Source organism: Halomonas sp. KM-1 (assembly GCF_000246875.1).
GTDB lineage: Bacteria > Pseudomonadota > Gammaproteobacteria > Pseudomonadales > Halomonadaceae > Halomonas > Halomonas aerodenitrificans.
Genome location: NZ_BAEU01000152.1, coordinates 1 through 4,578 on the forward strand (window position 1 = coordinate 1; position 4,578 = coordinate 4,578).

At 59.6% G+C, this 4,578-nt stretch carries 4 protein-coding genes, 1 tRNA gene and 1 pseudogene; 2 read left to right on the forward strand and 4 right to left on the reverse strand.

Annotated elements, in window-relative coordinates; translation table 11 throughout:
- Positions 1 to 74 precede the first annotated feature (74 nt).
- The 4 genes and pseudogenes from B8115_RS23985 to B8115_RS19700 all read right to left on the reverse strand — a co-directional run bounded on the left by B8115_RS23985 (position 75) and on the right by B8115_RS19700 (position 2,067).
- The gene (locus B8115_RS23985) at positions 75 to 338 is read right to left on the reverse strand and encodes a hypothetical protein (protein ID WP_238539244.1); all 264 of its coding nucleotides are present in this window, start codon (positions 336 to 338) and stop codon (positions 75 to 77) included.
- An 18-nt stretch (positions 339 to 356) separates the two neighbouring features.
- Positions 357 to 575: pseudogene (locus B8115_RS24170) on the reverse strand (HNH endonuclease); the annotation flags it as partial.
- A 258-nt stretch (positions 576 to 833) separates the two neighbouring features.
- Positions 834 to 1,763, reverse strand: coding sequence for a site-specific integrase (locus B8115_RS19695; RefSeq protein ID WP_010629575.1), 930 nt, complete (start codon positions 1,761 to 1,763; stop codon positions 834 to 836).
- A 227-nt stretch (positions 1,764 to 1,990) separates the two neighbouring features.
- Positions 1,991 to 2,067 (reverse strand) — tRNA-Ile (locus B8115_RS19700).
- Positions 2,068 to 2,211: 144 nt separating this feature from the next.
- Between B8115_RS19700 and B8115_RS19705 the strand changes: the two genes are divergently transcribed.
- Both B8115_RS19705 and B8115_RS19710 read left to right on the forward strand, forming a co-directional pair.
- Complete coding sequence (locus tag B8115_RS19705) at positions 2,212 to 2,805, forward strand: hypothetical protein (RefSeq protein WP_010629576.1); 594 nt, start codon at positions 2,212 to 2,214, stop codon at positions 2,803 to 2,805.
- A gap of 151 nt (positions 2,806 to 2,956) precedes the next feature.
- Entirely contained in the window at positions 2,957 to 4,540 is a 1,584-nt protein-coding gene (locus B8115_RS19710; RefSeq protein ID WP_010629577.1) for a sodium/solute symporter, read from the forward strand.
- The last annotated feature ends 38 nt before the right edge of the window (positions 4,541 to 4,578 follow it).

Sequence of the window (4,578 nt, forward strand, 5' to 3'; positions counted from 1 at the left end):
AAATCTACCTAAACTTTTTATCGAGGCAAAGAAATAACCTCCATGCGGGGGGGGGGGGGCATGAGGTACATTTATTATTTATCATGACGAGCCTGCTGATCTACTTGGCGCAAAACCCAGGCCCATGTTGCAGGATTAATCTTCCCTTGCCCCCAGTGCGTACTAGTATTTTCAAGTAACTCTTTAAGCACCTTTAACACTTTTGACATGAGCTCGTCGGTATTGGAGAGCCCAGAAAAAGGCTTTTCACCAAACACCAACTCATATTCTTTAAAGCCACGCTCTTGCCAGTAAGCACCATAGAATGGAACAGCATGAGCACGCAGCCAGACCCACATAAAGTCGGGGTCTGCTACATTTGGGGCTTCAGCATGACATTGTGCACATAGCAGCACGAGATTACTAGGACTTTCGTCCCCTCCAAGAGCTCGTGGAATAATGTGACAACGTTGAAGCGATCGTTTACTCGCACAACGCCAGCACAGTTTCTCAGCTTCCGACCAGTCTACGGATAGACCACTTTCACATTGGTGTTTAGACCAGTACTCAACAATTTCCCGACGAGCTATATTCATAGCACCCCACACCAATTATACTTTAGAATATTTTATTGTCTAATTATGCTGACGGCTTAAATTAATGCAAATACCTTTCTACTAACCGCCACCTACTAATCCCTAGATATTACGCATACGTGCCAGCCTAAGGCGGATATACATACAACCGCATTTTCGACGGCCCTCCGGATTTTGGTCAATATATCAGAACGTGCCGTCGATTCTGCTATAGGTATTTCCAGCCTACATGGTATTGCTCCTCTATAGTTACAGCTGTTACCTGCCTTGCATACAGTCCAGCTTCACTACCAAATCTTCTGCCCGCAGGTGCGCATATCGCCGCAGCATTTGCATTGATTTGTGGCCACTGACCGCGGCGACCTCCTGGTCAGACAGCCCCGCCTCCACCAGACGGCTGACGGCCTCGTGGCGCAGATCATGAAAGCGGAAGTCATCGAGCCCTGCCTTCTTCTTCGCCTGGTTCCAGAGCTTGGTGTAGGCATAGGGGCCGCGCTTGCCGTCCCTGCCAGGCTCACCGAAGAACACCAAGCCACAGTCGAGCGGCCGCACCGGGTTGTTCAACGCCTGCTTGAACACCTCGGTAGCCGCCTGGGTCAGCGGTACCAAGCGGGCTTCGTTGTTCTTGGTGTCTGTGAGGCGCACCACGCGGCGTTTCACGTCGACCTGTGAGCGAGTGAGGGTCAGGATCTCCGACGAGCGCATGCACGTCTCCAGGGCGATTCTGGCGATCCACGCCATCATAGGGTTGCTGTGCTGTCGAAGCACGGCGAACAGGCGCTTTTCCTCATCGACACTTAGGCGACGATTGCGCCCCTCTCCTGGGCTGGGTTTGCGGATATTTTGAACCGGGTTATAAGCCAGGCCCAGCCCCCACTTCTGGATAGCCACTGTGTAGAGATGGCCAAGCAGGGCCAGCTCCAGGCGCACGGTATTGGGGCTGATAGGCTGCCCCCGTCGCCCCAGGGTATTGAGCCGCGTGTCGCGGTAGTTGGCGATCAGCTCCGGCGTGAGGGCTGCGAGGGAGTATTTGCCTAGATGCTCGATCAGCGTGTTGGCCTTTTGGCGTTCACTTTTCTGAGTGCTGGGCTTCTTAGTAGGGGTGACATCAGCAAGGTAGCGCTTGAGGGCGGCCTCGAGCGTCATGCGCTCCGAGGCGCTGCGCTGGATGTAGACACCACGCACCATTTCATCTTCCGTGCGACGCGCCCAATCCTGGGTATCGCGCTTGGTGCGGAAGGTCTTGGTGGTGGTAGGCCAATCGGTCTTGCGGATGACGGCTTCCAGCTACCAGAAGGGGTCTTAACAATGGTGGCCATGAAAATCTCCAGGGGGCTGAAGGATCGGCACTGTACCGAAACAGTACCCTTGGACCATGGGGCTCACCAGCAAGAATTGCTAACTAGCTGATTTTATGGTGGGCCCAGCTGGACTCGAACCAGCGACCAAGGGATTATGAGTCCCCTGCTCTAACCAACTGAGCTATAGGCCCTGCATTGCGCCGCCGTATGATAGCGAAAGCTGGTGGGCGTGGCCAGAGCCTGGGCGGCGGCAAATTCGCGCCGCTGCGCCGGGCACTTCCCGGCGTTTGGCGTGTCTTCTGGGTGAGCCTTTCGCTCCTGGAGACGCACCGCTCATGAAACGCCTTTTCGCTTCTTTCTCGCTGTTGCCGCTGGGCGCCACCGCCCTGTTGTTTGCCCTGCCGCTTTCCGCCTGGGAGCTGGACCCGGAGCGTTCGCGGGTGTCGGCCACCGTGATGCAGATCGCCCCCGACGGCCCCATCCCCCGCCAGCACGAGGTGCGCCGGCTGAGCGGCAGTGCCAGTACCAACGGCACCCTGGAGCTGCCACTGCGGCTCAACCAGAGCGACGTGGTGGAACGGCTGGGGCCGCTGCCGCCGTGGCTCTCCGGCTTGACCGAGCGGCCCATGGCCACCCTGACCACTCAGTTTCCGCCCGAGCGGCTGGAGCGGCTCGAGGTGGGTGAGTCGCTGGTGGAAACCCTGACGATGACGGTACGTTCAGGAAACAACGTACGCCAGGAGTCGCTGCCGGTGCGCTTCACCAAGAGAAGCAGTGCCGAGGTGCAGGTGACCAACGCCGAGCGGGTGGCGCTGGATGGCCAGGCGCTGATGGCGGATCCCACTCTGCGCTCGGTGATGCTGCTGCTCGGTTACGAGCAGATCGGCGATGAGGTACCGGTCAGGCTCGATGCCCTGCTGGTGAGGTAACGGGCATCGGCGGCTGCGTTGTCGCCCAGCCGCCTCTGAACTAGATTTGTACTGGACTAGGGTTTGTTGAGCAGTCAAACGTCGAAACGGCTCGACCGGGAGGGTCATCGGAGCCGTTTCGATCCTGAACCATGGGCAGAGGAGGGAGACCGTGCCCGAGTTCGAGCTGGCGACGATCGATCTGGTGATCGTGGGCCTGTACGTGAGCATGATCCTTGCCATCGGCTTTTGGGTAGGCCGTAAGAGCAAGGATTCCGAGAGCTATTTTCTCGCCGGTCGCGGCATGATCTGGCCGCTGGTGGGCTTCAGCCTGGTCTCCGCCAACCTCTCCGGCACTTCCTACATCGGCCTGGCCGGGGCCGGCTACGAAGACGGCATCGCCGTGTGGAACTACGAGTGGATGGCCACGCTGGTGCTGGTGTTCTTCGCACTCTTCATCCTGCCGTTCTACCTTCGCTCCCGCGTCAGCACCATGCCGGAGTTTCTGGCTTGCCGCTACGACAAGCGCTCGCGCTATGCCTTCTCCATCTTCTCGGTGTTCACTGCGCTGTTCATCGACAGTGCCGGCGCGCTGTTCGCCGGCGGCATCGTGCTGAAGCTGCTGTTTCCCGAGGTTCCGCTGGGCCTGCTGATCACCGCCATGGCGCTGCTCGGCGGTATCTACGTCATCCTGGGCGGCCTGCGCGCGGTGATGATCACCGATACCATTCAGGCCGTGTTGCTGTACGTGGCGGGCGCGGTGATCTTCTTCATGCTGTTTCGCGAGCTGGGCTCCTGGGGCGCCGTCCGGGAGGCGGCGCCGGAAGATGGCTTCACGGTGTTCAAGCCGGCGGACGACGACTTCCTGCCCTGGCCCGGGGTACTCACCGGGGTGCTGTGGCTGGGTTTCTACTACTGGACGACGAACCACATCGTCATGCAGAAGGTGCTCTCGGCCAAGAGCATCGACCATGGCCGCTGGGGCGTGCTGATGGCCGGCTTTCTCCAGCTGCCGCTGCTGTTCCTGCTGATTCTGCCCGGCACCATGGGCCGGGCGCTCTACCCTGACCTGTCCGACTCGGATCTGATCTGGCCGATGCTGGCCTTCGACTTCCTGCCCATCGGCATCCGCGGCCTGGTGCTGGCAGCGCTGGTGGCGGCGCTGATGTCGACCCTCGATTCGGTGCTCAACGGCGCCTCTTCGCTGGTGGTGAACGACTTCGTCAAGACCCACGGCAAGCAGCGCAGCGAAAAGCAGATCCTGCTGATCAGCCGGTCCATGGTGGGTGTGTTCATGGTGGCGGCCGGCCTGTGGGCCCCGGTCATCCTGACCTTCGACGGCATCGTCGAGTACTTCCAGTCGTTCCTGGGCTACGTGACCATGCCGGTGGTGGTGATCTTCCTCGGCGGGCTATTCTGGTACCGGGCCACGGCGACAGCCGCTTTCTGGACCCTGGTGATTGCCGCGCCGATCGGCCTCGCCGGCTTCCTTGCCGGCGAGATCTTCGAGCTGTATCAGCTGCAGTTCCTTTACGGTGCCGGGGTCATGCTGCTGCTGAGCCTTACCCTGTTCGTCGGCATCACTCTGTTCAGTGAGCCGCCTGAGCGGGAAGCACTCAAGGAATACGTCTGGTCCCGCGAGGCCTGGCGTGAAGAGTCGCGCGAGCTGGCCGACAAGCCGCTGTGGAAGAACTATCGCGTGCTGGCCGGCCTGCTTGCGGTGGTCACCGTGGTTTGGGTGGCCCTGTTCATCTAGGGAAACACTGCACAAATGCCTGCGCGAGCGAATCACAG

Excerpts from the sequence above, each read along its gene's own strand:
- B8115_RS23985 (WP_238539244.1), bottom strand. The coding sequence starts at position 338 with ATGTGGGTCTGGCTGCGTGCTCATGCTGTTCCATTCTATGGTGCTTAC.
- B8115_RS19695 (WP_010629575.1), bottom strand. The coding sequence starts at position 1,763 with ATGGTGCGTGGTGTCTACATCCAGCGCAGCGCCTCGGAGCGCATGACG.
- B8115_RS19705 (WP_010629576.1), top strand. The coding sequence starts at position 2,212 with ATGAAACGCCTTTTCGCTTCTTTCTCGCTGTTGCCGCTGGGCGCCACC.